General features: G+C 66.5%; 13 protein-coding genes. All 13 read right to left on the bottom strand.

Features of this window, described 5'->3' with window-relative positions; all coding sequences use genetic code 11:
- Window positions 1-32: 32 nt before the first annotated feature.
- Window positions 33-1,403, bottom strand: coding sequence for a TadA family conjugal transfer-associated ATPase (locus C7416_RS10270; RefSeq protein ID WP_062797211.1), 1,371 nt, complete (start codon window positions 1,401-1,403; stop codon window positions 33-35).
- 59 nt (window positions 1,404-1,462) lie between these two features.
- A complete protein-coding gene (locus C7416_RS10275) occupies window positions 1,463-2,656 on the bottom strand; it encodes a CpaE/TadZ family protein (protein ID WP_111519055.1) in 1,194 nt (397 codons plus the stop codon).
- A gap of 23 nt (window positions 2,657-2,679) precedes the next feature.
- Window positions 2,680-3,138, bottom strand: a complete 459-nt coding sequence (locus C7416_RS10280) for a TadE/TadG family type IV pilus assembly protein (RefSeq protein WP_111518777.1) — start codon at window positions 3,136-3,138, stop codon at window positions 2,680-2,682.
- Complete coding sequence (locus tag C7416_RS10285; protein WP_062797215.1) at window positions 3,135-3,644, bottom strand: TadE/TadG family type IV pilus assembly protein; 510 nt, start codon at window positions 3,642-3,644, stop codon at window positions 3,135-3,137. The genes C7416_RS10280 and C7416_RS10285 overlap by 4 nt, the downstream gene beginning before the upstream one ends.
- 9 nt (window positions 3,645-3,653) lie before the next feature.
- A complete protein-coding gene (locus tag C7416_RS10290) occupies window positions 3,654-4,910 on the bottom strand; it encodes a pilus assembly protein TadG-related protein (protein WP_111518779.1) in 1,257 nt (418 codons plus the stop codon).
- A 23-nt stretch (window positions 4,911-4,933) separates the two neighbouring features.
- On the bottom strand, window positions 4,934-5,269 hold the full coding sequence (locus C7416_RS10295) for a hypothetical protein (RefSeq protein WP_111518781.1): 336 nt from the start codon (window positions 5,267-5,269) through the stop codon (window positions 4,934-4,936).
- 34 nt (window positions 5,270-5,303) lie between these two features.
- The gene (locus C7416_RS10300) at window positions 5,304-7,187 is read right to left on the bottom strand and encodes a type II and III secretion system protein family protein (RefSeq protein ID WP_111518783.1); all 1,884 of its coding nucleotides are present in this window, start codon (window positions 7,185-7,187) and stop codon (window positions 5,304-5,306) included.
- Window positions 7,188-7,253: 66 nt separating this feature from the next.
- Complete coding sequence (gene cpaB, locus C7416_RS10305) at window positions 7,254-8,093, bottom strand: Flp pilus assembly protein CpaB (RefSeq protein ID WP_111518785.1); 840 nt, start codon at window positions 8,091-8,093, stop codon at window positions 7,254-7,256.
- A gap of 44 nt (window positions 8,094-8,137) precedes the next feature.
- A complete protein-coding gene (locus tag C7416_RS10310; protein WP_111518794.1) occupies window positions 8,138-9,556 on the bottom strand; it encodes a P-loop NTPase family protein in 1,419 nt (472 codons plus the stop codon).
- A 77-nt stretch (window positions 9,557-9,633) separates the two neighbouring features.
- Window positions 9,634-10,167, bottom strand: a complete 534-nt coding sequence (locus C7416_RS10315) for an A24 family peptidase (protein ID WP_111518796.1) — start codon at window positions 10,165-10,167, stop codon at window positions 9,634-9,636.
- A 56-nt stretch (window positions 10,168-10,223) separates the two neighbouring features.
- Entirely contained in the window at window positions 10,224-10,397 is a 174-nt protein-coding gene (locus C7416_RS10320; protein WP_111518798.1) for a Flp family type IVb pilin, read from the bottom strand.
- A 92-nt stretch (window positions 10,398-10,489) separates the two neighbouring features.
- On the bottom strand, window positions 10,490-10,678 hold the full coding sequence (locus C7416_RS10325) for a Flp family type IVb pilin (RefSeq protein WP_111518802.1): 189 nt from the start codon (window positions 10,676-10,678) through the stop codon (window positions 10,490-10,492).
- Window positions 10,679-12,026: 1,348 nt separating this feature from the next.
- Window positions 12,027-13,496, bottom strand: a complete 1,470-nt coding sequence (locus C7416_RS10330) for a hypothetical protein (RefSeq protein WP_111518804.1) — start codon at window positions 13,494-13,496, stop codon at window positions 12,027-12,029.
- Between the last annotated feature and the right edge of the window lie 512 nt (window positions 13,497-14,008).

Consider the following 14,008-nt stretch of genomic DNA (forward strand, 5'->3'; position numbering starts at 1 on the left):
GTATGGATCGTATTGGTATGTGCCCTGGGCGGTCAGACTTCGTAGCGCTTGGCGGGGTCGTAGGTATCGTCAGGCAGTCCCACGCCGAACACGCGCAGCCGCTCGGCAAACTTGGGATACACCCCGGTGGCGCGGAAGTTGCCTCGCACGGTGCCGTCCTTGTCCACCCCGGTGCGCTGGAACGTGAAGATCTCCTGCATGTTGATGATGTCGCCCTCCATGCCGGTGATCTCCTGGATGCTGATGATCTTGCGGCGGCCATCGGTCATGCGCGCGGCCTGCACGATCACCGTGATGGCCGAGGCGATTTGCTGCCGCATGGCCTTGGCCGGCATGGTCAGGCCCGCCATGCTGACCATGTTTTCCAGCCGCGTCAGCGCATCGCGCGGAGTGTTGGCGTGGATGGTGGTGAGCGAGCCTTCATGGCCGGTGTTCATCGCGTTGAGCATGTCCAGCGCCTCGCCGCCGCGCACTTCGCCCAGGATGATGCGGTCCGGGCGCATGCGCAGTGCGTTGCGCACCAGCGCGCGCTGCGTGATCTCGCCCTTGCCTTCGATATTGGGTGGGCGCGTTTCCAGGCGCAGCACATGGGGCTGGCGCAGCTGCAGTTCCGCGGCGTCTTCGATCGTGACCACGCGCTCGTCTTCCGGGATAAAGCCGGACAGGATGTTCAGCAGCGTGGTCTTGCCGCTGCCAGTGCCGCCCGACACCAGCACGTTGACCTTGGCCTGCGACAGCGCCTGCAGCAGTTGCGCCATCGGCGGCGTCAGGCTGCGCAGGTTGACCAGGTCGGCCACCTGCAGCGGGTTCACGGCAAAGCGGCGGATCGACAGCAGCGGCCCGTCGATGGCCGAGGGCGGAATGATGGCGTTGACGCGCGAGCCGTCCGGCAGGCGCGCGTCGACCATCGGGCTGGTTTCATCGATGCGGCGCCCGACGCGCGACACGATTTTTTCGATCACCTTCATCAGGTGTGCGTCGTCATAGAACAGGACGTCGGTAAGCTCCAGCTTGCCGCGTCGTTCCACGTAGGTCTGGCGCGCGGTGTTGACCAGGATGTCCGACACCGTCGGATCCTTCAGCAGCGGCTCGAGCGGGCCGAAGCCGAACATCTCGTCGTAGATCTCGACTGTCAGCTGGCGGCGCTCATTGTCGTTGAGCAGCACCTTCTGTTCGTCGACGATCAGGTTGACCAGCGCGGTGATCTCCTGGCGCACCTGCTCCTGCGGATAGCGTGCCAGGCGCTCCAGCTCGACGCGGTCGAGCACCGTTTCGTGCACGTCGCGCTTGAGCTGGTGGTAGCCGCCCGATACGGAGGCTGCCGAGGTCGCAAACTGGATCGCAGCGTGACCGTTGACGGTGAAGGCTGGCTCGGCATTGGCCAGTTGTTCTCGGATCGACATGATGGACTCCTCGTTAGCGTGCGCGGATGACCGTGGCCGGTCGGCTGCAAGCGGTGAAATCAGGTGCTCTTCGCGCGCAGCATCAGGCGGCGCAGCGGCGATGCGGTTTCGGTACGGCTGCGCCGCTCGGCCTCGGCCGGCGTGCACAGCTGCGTGGCCATTGCCTGCAGCGCGCGCGTCATGGCGCTGCGCCGGCTCAGCTTGGCCACCGGCTCGCCGTGGCTGATGGCCTCGTCCACCGCGGCCGGGTCGTCAGGCAGCGTGAACGCGGCCTTCATGCCGAAGATCTCTTCCATGGTCGCGCGCGGCATCTCGTGCTTGCGGCCGGTGCGGTTGAGCACCAGGCGAACCTTGTCGGCGGGGTAGTGCAGGGCGCTCAGGATATCGAGCAGCCTGCGTCCCGGACGGCCGAAGGAGATGGCGGGTTCAGCCACCACGCAGATGCGGTCGCTGTGGTCCAGCACACCGATCGACAGCGGGTCGATGCTCTGGCCCAGGTCGAAGATCACGAAGTCGTAGGCTGGCTGCACCACCGAGAGGATCCACTCGAGCTTGTCCTTCTGGATCTGGCTGGCCTTGACCGGGTCGGACGCGCCCGCCAGCATGTCGAAGTTGTTGTCGACATGCACCAGGCAGGCCTCGAGGAAGGCGCTGTCCATGCGGTCGATCTGGCTGCAGATCTCGGGCAGCGTCGAGGGCGGGATCTTGTCGCTGACGATATAGGTCAGGTCGCCGAAGTGCCGGTTCAGGTCGACCACCAGCACGCGCTTGCCCAGATGCCGCGCCAGCGCGTCGCCCAGGTTGGCTGCGATGAAGCTGGTGCCGGAGCCGCCTTTGCACGAGATCACGGAAATCACCTGCCCGTTGTCCTGAGCGCGCGGCACGTGCGTGGCTTCGACGCGCCTGAGCGCCTCGGCCAGCTGCGCCTTGTCCAGCGGCCATGGCAGGACGTCGCGGATACCGGCGCGCATCGCCTTGATCAGCACCTCCGAACTGGGCGCCGGCGTGACCAGGATGCACGGCAACTCGGGATGCTGCTGGCGCAGCAGCTCGACCGCCTGCATCTGCTGGGCGCCGATGACGGGCAGCTCCAGTATCAGCAGGTCGGCCATGCGCAGCCGGCTGGCATGCACGGGAAAGCGGCCCAGTCCCTCCTGCAGCGTCAGGACCTGGAAGTTGCCCACCGCGGCGCTGACCCGGTGGATCTCGGCCAGCCGGTCGGCGTCTTCGGAAACGATCAGAATTCTGAGCATGGTGTGCTCCTGGTTCATGCGCGCTAGTTGCAGATCTTGCCGCCGGTGGAAGAGTCGAGGCTCTCCCGCGGCAGCGTGGTCGAGAACGGGGGCAGCGACACCGTGATCGGCACCACCGGAATAAAGGTCTTGACTGTGACGTCGGCGACGCTGACGGTGACAGAGCGGCAAGAACTGCGCGCCGAATCGTCGTCGGCGTCGCAACCGCTGGGCTCGAAGGCGACCTGGATATTGCTGGCCTTCAGCAAAGGCATCAGATGCGTCATCCGGTCCTTGATGGCGGTGTCGGTGACGTCGCACACCACCGCGATGCGGGCACCCAGCCGGGTGGCTTCGCCGGCGGTGTTCCAGTAGAACAGCACGCGCGAGAACTCGGCAATGCCGATCAGCAGCATGAAGAAGATGCTGGCGACCAGGGCGAATTCGATCGCGGCCGCGCCGCTCTGGCGCGAACGTAAGCGCGGGGTGCGGATCGGGTTCATAGCACCTGCCTCATTACCGTTGCGATATCGGAGAACGCCAGCGCCCCCACATTGAGGTAGCTCTGCATGGGCGAGTAGGTGAAGCCCGAGATCTTCACCTCCACCAGGTTGATGGTCCCCGCCGGCGTGCCGGAACTGCCGCCGCCTTCGTAGATGGCGACATTGGCAAACTGCTTGCCGGCGCAACCGGTGGAGTCGACGCGGTCGCAGACCACCACCATGGAAGTGCTGAGGCCTTTCACCAGTACCGTGCCCCCGCAAGTGGTCTTGCCATACACGGCGACACATTTCGCCTGCTCCACCGGGTAATTCGGCTCGCTGGGCGCGTATTGCGACAGGAAGCGCGCCGCGTCGCGCGTGGCCTTGGCCAGGGCGTTGTACTGGTAGATGGCGCGCCCGAACTCGGCCACGCCGGTCACCAGCATCAGCAAGGGCACCAGCACCAGCGCGAACTCCACGGCGACCGCGCCGCGTCGCTTGCACCTGCGTTGCGAGCATCGCTTCATGATCGGCTCCTATTGCACCAGCACCGGCACGCGCGGGCCATTGCCCGTGCTGGAACCGGGTACCCCCTGGGTTGCGCAGGGGCTGGTCGGGTCCTTCGAATCGCCGAGGTACTCGATGTAGGTCACGTCCTTTGCGCTGGGTTCCTGCATCGGCTGCACCAGCAGCATGCAGGCCCAGGAGGCCACCGTGGCCTGCTTGGACGAGGCCAGCTCGTTGCAGTCCACTACCGGCACCTGTACCAGCCTGCGGTCGGCGCCAGCCTGGTGGACCTGCCTGGTCGACGGTGTGCCCTTGGTGACCAGTCCGGCGTTGGCATCGGTCTGGTAAGGCTCGTTGGCGGCGCGCTTCTGGATGAAATCGGGGTAGGCGTTGCCGCCGTTCGGCGGGTTCCATGAATTGACGCTGTAGGCATAGCCGGCAAAGTCGGGCGCACCATGCTCCGGTCCCTTGTAAGAGCCGGTATAGAGCCCAAAGCGGGTATTCCATGCGGGTATCAGCGCGGAGATGCTGCCCGGCTGGCCGACCTTGGACCCCACCACCGACATGTCGCATTGTCCGGAGCCGGCAAGGAGGTCCGCCAGCTCGGAGGCACCGCCTCCCGGGGGCGACAGGTCGGCCCAGCCAAAGCTGCCCGGGCCGTATGGATCCTTCTCGTCCTTCGATCTGATCCAGTCGCCGCGGTTGTAGGCGGTCCTGACCGGGTTCGCCGTTTGCGGCGTGCAGATGTAGACCGGGATGGCACAGGCAGTCTGTGCGCTGGTGGTGGTGGCGACCGCCATGGCATTGACAGTGCTGGGCTGGATATTCATCCCCGGCAACGCATTGAGAACCTGGATGAACCAGTGGGCAATCCCTGTGCGCTCGGCCGTGCATTTGACGTACTTGATCTTGTCGAGCGCGTAGGGAACCTTGTCCTTGGTATAGAAGGTGTTGTCAGGGGTATCGCTGTACGAGACGTTGAGGTTCTCGAACATCTCTACCGCCTTGCCCTGGAACAGGGCAGCGTTGCTCGAGCCGGTGGTCAGGCCCGCCGCCTCTGACACCAGCAACGGCGTGGCGCCGGTGACGTCGCGCGCCGCCGCCAGCGCGCAGGCATCGACGCTGTTCTGCAGCTCGCTCTTGGTCACATAAAGCTTGCCCAGGTCGAGCGCCAGCCCGACAAAGCCGATCAGCACGGCCAGCGACAGCCCCACGATGATGGCCACTGCGCCACGCTGGCGCCTGCGCCGCGTCAGCGTGGGTCGTGCGAAGCCCGATGTAGACATGATCGCCTCCCCGGTTCCGGTGCTCAGCGGCCGCCGCCGCCCATGCCGATGCCGCCATAGCCGCCGGCGCCGAAGTCGATGGTCATCGACGGCGATCCACCTTGCTGGCCCTTCGACAGCGATCGGTCGAAGTTCTTCATCGCCGCCACGGCGGTCTTGCCGTCGGTGCCGGTGACGGTAGGCAGGCCTGCCGGCGCGTCGGGATTGATGATCTGCATTTGCGTGACGGTGGCCAATGCCACGCCGCGCTGGCCGTCCCATACCGGCGTGGAGGTCATGCACGCCGACAGGCCGAGGCAGGCCAGGCCGCCCAGCACCACCAGGGTGGTGCCGCGCGAAAACTTCGGGGTCTTGTTCATGGTCGTTCTCCTGTTCTGCGGTGGGCGCGGCGGGTCAGTTGCCGCCCGATGACGTGCGGCCGGTGGTGGCCGCGGCCGCGGCCCTGGCTTGCGCCAGCCGGGCGGCGGTCGCCTCGATGCGGGCAATGCGCGCGGCGGTGTCTTCGGCGGGCGCCGGCGCTACCGCGATGCTGCGCGCAGGGGCCGCCGGCGCGGGCAGGGGCGGGCGAGGGCTGGCTGCGGCCAATGCTTGCGGTGCCGCCGGCGCCGGTTCGTCCAGCGGCCTGCCGGTCGGCATGGCCGAGACCGCGGTGGCCGGCGCCCCTTCGCTGCGCGGTGCTGCCGGCGGTGCGGCGGGTACTGCGGCCGGCGCGGCGGGCTGCGACGGTGCCGGGGCCGGTTGGGTCGGACGCTTGCCGTCGCCTTCCATATTGCCCATGAAGTACAGCGACAGCGGGTTGGGCGTGGAGAAGCTGTCGGTCGGCAGCGGGTAGTTGCTGGTCTGCATCGGCTTGACCAGGCGCGGCGTGATGATGAACACCAGCTCGGACAGGTCCTGCTGGTATTGCGTGCTGCGGAACAGCGTGCCCAGCACCGGCACTTCGCCGGCACCCGGCAGCGCCTTGAGCGAGCCGCGCGCGCTGTCGGTCAGCAAGCCGCCGATGGCGAAGCTCTCGCCGTCGCGCATCTGCACCGTGGTGGAGGCGCGGCGGGTGGTGATCACCGGCAGCACGGTCTGGCCGGTCAGGGTGCCGCCACGGATGGTGGCGCCGGTCGGCGACAGCTCGGATACTTCCGGCGCGACCTTCAGGTGGATGCGGCCATTGGCCAGCACCGTGGGCGTGAACTTCAGGCCCACGCCGAACTCTTCTTCCTGCAGCGTGACGGTGCCGGCCCCGTTCAGCACGTTGGCCTGCGCCACCGGGATATAGATCTTGCCGCCCGCCAGGAAGCTGGCTTCCTGCCCGCTGATGGTGACCAGGTTCGGCTCGGCCAGGATTTTGACCAGGCTGTCGTTCTTCTGTGCATCGATGGCGAACTCGAACGGCAAGTTGTTGGCCTTGCTGCCGAAAAAGGCTGCCGACGCGCCAGTCAGCAGCGACGTCACCAGGCCACCGGTCCAGGAGCCGAAGCCGCCCTGCAGGTTCACTGCGGAACCGAGCTGGTTCAGCAGCGTCTTGGACACCTCGGCCACCTTCACTTCCAGCATCACCTGCTGCGGGGTATCGACCGACAACATGTTCAGCACGTTGCCCTTCTTGTTGCCGCCGTTGCCGTTGCCCTCGCCATTGTGCGCAGCGTTGGCGTAAGCCTGGGCAATTTCCATCGCCTGCTGCGCCGCCTGCGCGTTGGTGACACTGCCGGTCAGCACCAGGTTGTCCGCGGCGGTGGTCACGCGGATGCCGGGCTCGCCGGGCAGCAACTGGCCGAGCGAGGTCTGCAGCCCGCCGGCATCGGCGTTGACCACCACGTTGATGATGCTGCAGCTGCCGCTGCGGCCCTGTACGATCATGTTGGTGGTTCCCACCGTACGGCCCAGCACATAGAGCGTCTGCGGCGACACCATGGTGGCCTGCACCACGCCCGGGTTGCCCAGGGTACGGTTGCGTACCGGCTCCTGCAGCGTGATCAGCTGCGACTTGCCGACCGCCACAATCACGCTGGATTCACTGCGGATGGCGCCGGTGCAGTTGGGGCCGCGCGCCTCCGCCGAAGTCGCGGCCGGGGCCTGCGCGGCCGGCGCGGCGGCGCCGGGCGTCATGCTGATGGTCATCTGCATCGGGCCCTGCGGCGCCTTGGCGGCTGCCGGTGCGGTGGCCCGGGTAACGTTGCCTGCCTCGACGGCGGCCTGCGCCGCGGCGGCCAGAGGCGTGCAGAGGAAGGCGGCCAGCACCAGGATGCGGGTGCTGCCTGCGACGTCGGATCGTGTCTGGTTCATTTTGAATCTCCCCCCGGAGAGGCTGTGTTGCAGCTCAGGATTCGGTGGATGCCATGGTGCCGGCGCTCAGAAGCACTCGACGCCGCCCTGCATGCCTGCCAGCACGCCGATGCAGTTGCCGCGCGCGGGGGCTTTCGCCACGGTGCGCGTCTTGACCACGGTGCGTGTCTCGGTCTTGGTCACGACCTTGGGCGGTGCCTCCGGTGCCTTGCCCAGCAGCGTGCCCTTGGTGGCGCCACCGGTGCTGATGTCGGCCACGTCCATCTGGTTGCGCAGCACCAGCGAGAGCGTGCCCACGCTGCGCGCCACGTCGAGCTTCTCGGCCTGGTCAGGCGAGACTTCGAGCGTCACGGCGTTGACCACCTTGGGCTGGGTTTCGTCGCGGCTGACTTGCTGTGCGACCGCCAGCACCAGGATTTTCTCGAGCACGATCTTCGAGATGCTGCTGTTCTGGTTGGTCTTCGCTTCTTCGTTGGTGTTGACGATCACGTCGACGTAGTTACCCGGCAGCGCGAAGCCGGCCACGCCGACCACGTCGTTGACGCGGACCGTGATGGCGCGCTTGCCGTCGTTGATCACCGCGGACAGGCCGCCCTTGGTGCCGACAGGCGCCAGCTTGGCGTCGAGAATGGGTTCTCCGCGCTGCAGGCTGGTGCGGACCACGCGTCCTTCCAGAGCCTTCAGATCGGTGAATGCGCCTGGAGGCACGCTGCCCGCGGGCCAGCTGACCATGCGCAGCTGGCCGCCGTTGAGCGGCTGGCCCAGATTGAGGTCGTTGGCCGCCACCACCACCTGTTTGACTGAGCCGGACGACTGCTGAACCAGCCATCGCGACGCCGATACCACTGCGGCCACGCCGGCGACCAGGGCGATCAGCAGCATCAGGATTGCGCGTGTGTTCTTCATGATGACTCTCCCCTACAGTTGTCCCGAGTATTCGGTAGTGCAATTCAGCTTGCGGCGCGGTGATCGTCCGCCCATCGGTGGGCGCCACCCGGATGCGGCGTCGGTTCGGCCGAGGTGCGCAGTCCGTAGTAGTTCTGCCACGCCGACAGCAGGTCGGCCTCGGTCACGTGCGTGGCTTTGCCGTGGTAGCGCACGCCGGAATCCACCAGGCGCAGCAGGTCGCGCGGAATGCAGGCCAGCAGCGGGGTATCGCTGGCGTAGTGCAGGCTGTCGACCAGGAAATCGAAGACCGCGTCGGGGCTGGTCAGCCCGAAATCGGCGGCGGTGCGGTGATACACCTCGCGGTAATCGTCCACCGACAAGGGGCCCACATAGAGCTTGCTGCCCAGCCGGCGCAGGAAGGCATCGTCGCCCAGCGCCCCCGGCTCGAGATTGGTCGAGAACACCGGCCAGACATCGAACGGCACCGAGAAGCGCACGCCGGTGTGCAGCGAGAACATGTCGACGGACCGGTCCAGCGGCACGATCCAGCGGTTGAGCAGGTCGGCCACCCCCACCAGCTGCCGGCCCAGGTCATCGACGATATAGATGCCGTTGTTGGCCTTCATGTGCGGGGGCGCCTGGTAGAAGCCCGACGTGCGGTCATAGCGCAGATCCAGCATCGACAGCGTCAGCTCGCCGCCCGACAACACCACCGGGCGGTGGCACAGCGTCCAGCGGCGGTCCAGCGAGCGGTGCGCCAGCGATGCCTCGCTGTCGTTGAAGGGGACATGGACCAGCGGGTCGAACACCTGGATGATCTCGCCGCCCACGGTGATGGCGTGTGGCACCGGCACCGCGCCGGGCAGCAGCGTACCCAGCCGTTGTGCCAGGTAGGTCTTGCCGCTGCCAGCCGGGCCGTAGATCATCAGCGCGCGGCAAGTGTTCAGCGCCATGCCGATCGAATCCAGCAGCTGGACCGGAATCACCAGGTCGTGGAAGGCCGCGGTGACATCCGCCTTGGTCACGCTGGCGTGGCTGACCGAGTGGTGCTTGACCGCATCGACGTAGGCATCCAGCGTGACCGGCGCCGTGCCGACATAGCTGCAACGCGCTGCGGCTTCGCCTGCGCGGACATAGCCGGCATCGGTCAGGCGGAAGCGCACATCGAGGTCGCTGGCGCCGCGGTGCGCGATTTCCAGCAGGCGCTCGCGCACGGCGACCGCCGCGATTTCATTGACCACCAGTGCCGGCAGCTTGAGCGTGTCGGTCAGCACCGCCAGCGTGACGGTGCGGTGCTGGTAGGCGGCCTTCATCAGCAGCCCGAGCAACTGCGCGAGCTCGAGTCCGGTATCGGCAATCGTGCGCGGCAGCACGTGCCACGGCGGCAACGGCGGGGTGGCAGGCTCGCCATGGAGATTCCTGCCGGTCGCCACGGGCTCGAGCAGCCGTGGTGCGCGACCTGTGTCGTGATGCTCGTTCATTGCCGTCCCCCGTTCCCTGGTCAGTTCGTTTTCTTGCTGAAGGCTCCCGCTGCCCGCGCTGCGCCGCCTCGCTTGCGTCATGTGCCTGCAAAGAGCATGGTCAGCGTTCCCGCGGCAATCGCTACGCCGTAGGGCATGGACCCGGCGGACGCCCCGGCCTGTGGTGGCGCGGATTGCGAGCCAGGCGCCACGACGGCTTTGAGCATATGTCCCACGCGGGCGAGGGTGGCGCGCCCGTGTCCGGTCGCGAACACCTGTACCAGTGCCCATAGGCCGCCAATCACGAAGGTTGCCAGCGCGATCTTCAGCGCCATGCCGGCGCCCAGCCAGGCACCTACGGCAGCCATCAGCTTGACGTCGCCGGCGGCCATGCCGCGCAGCAGGTAGAAGGGCAGGAACAGCATCAGGCCCACCATCCAGCCCGACAGCCACGCCAGCGCGCCGGCACCCAGTCCGTGCACGGCTGCCATCACGGGCAGCGCGGCAATCCACGCGCCGAAGGTCAGCCAGTTGGGAATGCGCCGCCGGTTCAGGTCGATCGCCGCGGCGGCGAGCACGATGCCGATCGTGACGGGGCCGATGAAGGGCGCGAGGGCGGTGGCGGCTTGCATGGTGGTGGGCGGGCAGCTTGGTTGTGTTCGGGTATGGACGGATCGGATCCGGCTACTCAGGGCATCCTGGCGGCAATCTGCTCGTACATGCCTTGCACGGTTTCGCCGAGCGCGGACACGGAGCCGACGATTGCCATGGCGATCAGGCTGCCAAGCAACGCGTATTCGATGGACGTGACACCGCGGTCGTCGCGCAGAAAGCCGGTTGAGCTGGCGAGGAGCTTCGACATTTGCGTCTCCGGTGTCGGTGTTGTTGGTTCGCTTTGGAAGTGTCTGCCGCATGGCCGCCCGGAACCGGACAGCCATGCGGACCCGCCAGCTATCAGGCGGGCAGGGCGTTGGTCAGCGTGTCGCCGATGAAGTCGAAGATGATGTTCAGGTTGGTGCCGATCAGGCGGACCGAAACGATGATGACAACGGCGATGAGCGCGGCAATCAGGCCGTATTCGATGGCGGTCACGCCGTCTTCGTCACGGATGAATTGCTTGAACATGGTGGTCAGGTTTTGCATGACAGACTCCTTTGGGTTGGGAACAAGCACTGCAGGACTACGGAACTGCGATAGGGCTCTGGATGGCGCCGGATATCAGCGCCTGGAAACCCGGCAGCAGGGCGGGGCGCAGATTGCGCAGGCATGGAACGGCCACCGGCCGGGACCGCCGTGCTCGATGCGCGGGTTGCGTGATTGCAGCCGGCGTAGCGCCGACGCATGCATGCAACGCGCGGCGTGCTGTACGTGGCCCGAGCGAGCCATGCAACGGAATGGCGCGCTGCCAGTGCCCCTGGCGGCAGCAGCGTGGGCGGCATTCCGGTGTGACATCGCAGGTTGGCGCACGACTGGCATGGTGAAGCTCCCCGTATCGTTCTGGTCTGATGCCGGCGAACGTTGCGCCGGCACTGCGGTAATCAGGACTGCGGTACCGCATGCCTGGCATAGGCAAGCGGCGGGCCAGCCCGGCGCAAACCGTTGTGCCACAAGGGTTTGCGGATAGCGGCCCACAGTCTTCGCGGGGCTGGCAGGCTTGCGGGCGGCATTCCGGCGAGACTTCGTTGCTGGGCGGAAACGCGGCATTGGCAAGCCATTCCCGAGGGCGCTACGAACGCCCCAGATCGCGCAACGTGTCCACGTGCGCCGGACTAATGCGATCGGCTCGGCAACTTCATCCAAAAGCATGAGGCGGCGATCGCGCCGGGGGGCGGCATGCGTCACAAGCCGTAGTCTTCCTGCCTGGCCTGGCCCCATGCGACGGTGCCGGCCAGACTGACGGATGAGGACGTCTCTTGAAGGGACCGCGTTTCCGGATCGAAACGTTGCGAATCGGAGCCGGGATTAGAGAGAGCTGGTGGAGTTCCCGGGCATGTCCTCGAAGCCCTTGTGTGGCAAGGCTTCAAGCCTTGCGCGGCCGCGTGATTCAGCTTGGAAACACGGGGCGGGGGACGGTGCTTCTGCGCTGCAATGCCGAGCCTGCACGCACGCGGCCGCCATCACACGCAGGGGAAACGCAGAGGAAGAAGCAGCACGGCAAGACGCGCGTTCGTGCAGCCTTCGCGCCTTGGAGAGATGTGCCGGAAGCCGATGGAGTCGGGTTTTTTCCCGGGCACGAGGGTTGGCCGCGAGAAAGGGAAGCGCGAAGCGCGGGGAGGCGCGCGGGCGGCGCACAGCTGGTGCGCTACTGGGCGGTCGGGACTGCAGGATACAGATGGCGGCGCACGTACCCAGCGGATGGCACGGGGCTTGTTATGCGCGCGCGTGTCGCTGGCAGAGATGCCTTCGTGCGCGGCGCGGCATGGCGCGCGGTATGCGGCGGACGGCGCGCGTATCCGGCTAGCCGGATACGCGCACGAGCGTGCTGGGGGCCCTATCGTCCGAGGACATAGGCGACGGCGACGTCATCCTCGTGGACCTTTCGCCAGCCCGGCAAGCCATCGATCCACTTCAATGCAGGACTCCCGGGTTCAAGAACCGCCCAGCGGATGCGGTATTCCTCGAACATGTCCTGAAGTGCTTTGGCGTCGCCGGAATGGGCTTTCATATACCGGCGCACGAAGTCGTCGCCGTAGAGGTCGGCGCGGCCGTCGATAAGCGGCGCAATGCCGGAGAAGATCAGGTAGCCGCCGAAGTTGTAGCTGTTGAAGACCGGCCCGCCGCCGCCTGCCGCCATGGCCGCATTGATGGCTTCACGGGGCTGTATGCGCCGATGGTCGTGCTGGATGCCCTTGGCAAGCAGCACGATGCTGGTCATGAACAGTGCCACGCACAACGCCGTCAGGGTCCGAAGCAGTGGTGGCGACAGCTGCAGCTTTATCTCCGGACGGATCGCCGCGCGCAGCTGGGGCCCGACGCTTGGCATCAGTAACAGCGGGGCCAGCAGTCCTAGCAATTCGGCATAGCGGGCCGCGGTCAGGGTAAGGTGGACCAGCCCGAAGCACATCACGATCCGCATCGCCGGCAGCCGGAAGCCGAAGTAGAGCGCGCCAAACAGCACAATGCCGAGCCACAGCTCGACCGGCTGGACCAGGCGGAAATCGGGCGGTTTCCATTCACCGATCACGCTGAGCGTATAGCTCATGCCAGAGACATGGAAAGGAAAGAGCAGGCCATCCACGCCGTGTGGCGTGAGCAGGCCCGCCACGACCGTCAGTGCAAGGAAGGGGGCCCACTCCCTGGCGCTGCGGAGCGGCAGCTTTTCGGTGAGGATGGCTTCGATGGCCAGCGCGGCCGCCAGCCCGATGCCGAGCAGGAAACTGCCATGCAGGTTGGCCCACGCCAGCATAACGACCAGCAGCCACAGGCTCGGCCGCCTGTTTTGCTCGCGCGCCAGCACCAGCTGCGCGGTCCAGATCACCATCAGCGGCCAGGCCATGGCGTGAGGGCGGGCCACGAGGTGTTGGGCGAGCGTCAGGAAGGTGAGGAGGGTGGCGCTGAACGCGTGCAGGGGTTCGATATAGCGCAGCAGGAAACGCAACTGCACGGTCAGCGCGAGGGCCGTCGCCAGCGCGGTGACCAGCACCGGCCCGGCCCAGCCGAGCCAGGCATGGGAGGCGGCAAGGATGACTTCGGCCAGCCATTCATGGGGCACCCACTTGGCGCCATGGAAAGAGAACGAGAACGGATCGGTGGCCGGCACTGCCCGGTTGGCAAGGATCCATTTGCCGGCGGCGATGTGCCACAACGTATCGGCATCCACCAGCAGGCGCGCACCGGCGAACGAGAGGATCGAGAACACGCTGATTCCGTACAGCGCCGGCCAGAACCAGCGCTGCCTGGCGCACTGCTGAAGCACGCTGTCCGTGCCGGTTGCCCCGCCCCACGTGGTATTGGTTTTCATGGCGTCTCGCTGTGGCTCTGGTGATGGCCCGTTCTCGTCAATCCGGCACGCACTTCCCCAATGCGGCCCGCGGGCGCGTGGCCTGGTTGCAAGGAGTGCGCCATTGCCGGATATGCCTTGGTTTTACAGGGTTTTTCAGACCTTGCATGCGGGGCTGGCCCCGCTTGACGGCGATGGATCGGGGGCGTCGTTTCCGCTTCGAATCGTGCTTAATTTCCTGTTGTGCGACAGCCGGTGAACGGAGACGGTGAGGTGGCGCGGGCTCTGCGCCGTAAGGATGAGCCGGAGCGCGCCGTACACCGTGCCTTTGGTGGATCCGACCACGAAAACATGCGGCTTCGCCATGGCCAATCGGGCTTCCCCGGGCTCGGGTCGGCGGGCGCACGGCGTTTCAGTAGAGAAACGCGGGCAAAAGGCGATGCAATGGGAGGCTTCGCTCGAGACCCACGGGAAGCTAAGCGCCAGGCGGGCGCGCAGCCGAAGCGGGTGGTGATTCAACCGGGAAACGCTTG

This window comes from Cupriavidus phytorum (genome assembly GCF_003254285.1).
Taxonomy (GTDB): domain Bacteria; phylum Pseudomonadota; class Gammaproteobacteria; order Burkholderiales; family Burkholderiaceae; genus Cupriavidus; species Cupriavidus phytorum.

Bases quoted from the DNA above. Each gene is read 5' to 3' on its own strand.
- C7416_RS10270 (WP_062797211.1), bottom strand. From the start codon at position 1,403: ATGTCGATCCGAGAACAACTGGCCAATGCCGAGCCAGCCTTCACCGTC.
- C7416_RS10275 (WP_111519055.1), bottom strand. From the start codon at position 2,656: ATGCTCAGAATTCTGATCGTTTCCGAAGACGCCGACCGGCTGGCCGAG.
- C7416_RS10280 (WP_111518777.1), bottom strand. From the start codon at position 3,138: ATGAACCCGATCCGCACCCCGCGCTTACGTTCGCGCCAGAGCGGCGCG.
- C7416_RS10285 (WP_062797215.1), bottom strand. From the start codon at position 3,644: ATGAAGCGATGCTCGCAACGCAGGTGCAAGCGACGCGGCGCGGTCGCC.
- C7416_RS10290 (WP_111518779.1), bottom strand. From the start codon at position 4,910: ATGTCTACATCGGGCTTCGCACGACCCACGCTGACGCGGCGCAGGCGC.
- C7416_RS10295 (WP_111518781.1), bottom strand. From the start codon at position 5,269: ATGAACAAGACCCCGAAGTTTTCGCGCGGCACCACCCTGGTGGTGCTG.
- C7416_RS10300 (WP_111518783.1), bottom strand. From the start codon at position 7,187: ATGAACCAGACACGATCCGACGTCGCAGGCAGCACCCGCATCCTGGTG.
- cpaB (WP_111518785.1), bottom strand. From the start codon at position 8,093: ATGAAGAACACACGCGCAATCCTGATGCTGCTGATCGCCCTGGTCGCC.
- C7416_RS10310 (WP_111518794.1), bottom strand. From the start codon at position 9,556: ATGAACGAGCATCACGACACAGGTCGCGCACCACGGCTGCTCGAGCCC.
- C7416_RS10315 (WP_111518796.1), bottom strand. From the start codon at position 10,167: ATGCAAGCCGCCACCGCCCTCGCGCCCTTCATCGGCCCCGTCACGATC.
- C7416_RS10320 (WP_111518798.1), bottom strand. From the start codon at position 10,397: ATGTCGAAGCTCCTCGCCAGCTCAACCGGCTTTCTGCGCGACGACCGC.
- C7416_RS10325 (WP_111518802.1), bottom strand. From the start codon at position 10,678: ATGCAAAACCTGACCACCATGTTCAAGCAATTCATCCGTGACGAAGAC.
- C7416_RS10330 (WP_111518804.1), bottom strand. From the start codon at position 13,496: ATGAAAACCAATACCACGTGGGGCGGGGCAACCGGCACGGACAGCGTG.